This window comes from Shewanella sp. GutCb (assembly GCF_002836135.1).
Taxonomy (GTDB): domain Bacteria; phylum Pseudomonadota; class Gammaproteobacteria; order Enterobacterales; family Shewanellaceae; genus Shewanella.
This window is the reverse complement of record NZ_PJBL01000084.1, coordinates 1-412: the sequence shown is the minus strand read 5'-3', so window position 1 is coordinate 412 and position 412 is coordinate 1. Positions and strand designations below refer to the sequence as shown.

The following is a 412-nucleotide window of genomic DNA, read 5'->3' as shown; positions in this document are numbered from 1 at the left end:
CGGGCGATATCACAGCAAAGACGTTCGAGCATTGCCGGTGGCGTAGGTAGCGGTAACGTATAGCGTCCAGCCAGATAACCATTGATGAGCGCGGTGGCATCATTGAGTGCCACATCCAGCACTCTGGCCACAATGGCACCTGCCGTGCCATCTCGGTCGGTAAGCGAAACAAGCTCATCCTCGCCAAAACGCGCCACCATCTGCGCACTGCTGGCGTAAACACTGACGAGAGTCGCTGCCGTCATTACTCAGTGTCCAGAGTCGCGGCTTGCTCGGCCTTAAAGACACTCCACAAACTATCGCGTTCACTGGCAGACATCGGTTTGCCCATCAACTTACCCAGCACATCACATTGAGGCTTGCCGTCACTGGTAAAATGCTCTTTGTTGTCTTGCTCTAACTTAGCAACGGC

At 54.6% G+C, this 412-nt stretch carries 1 protein-coding gene; it reads right to left on the bottom strand.

The features are described from left to right. The coding region (locus CXF86_RS20055) for a gp436 family protein (protein WP_145992408.1) at positions 1-245 on the bottom strand (245 nt) is incomplete at its 3' end. Positions 246-412 lie beyond the last annotated feature (167 nt).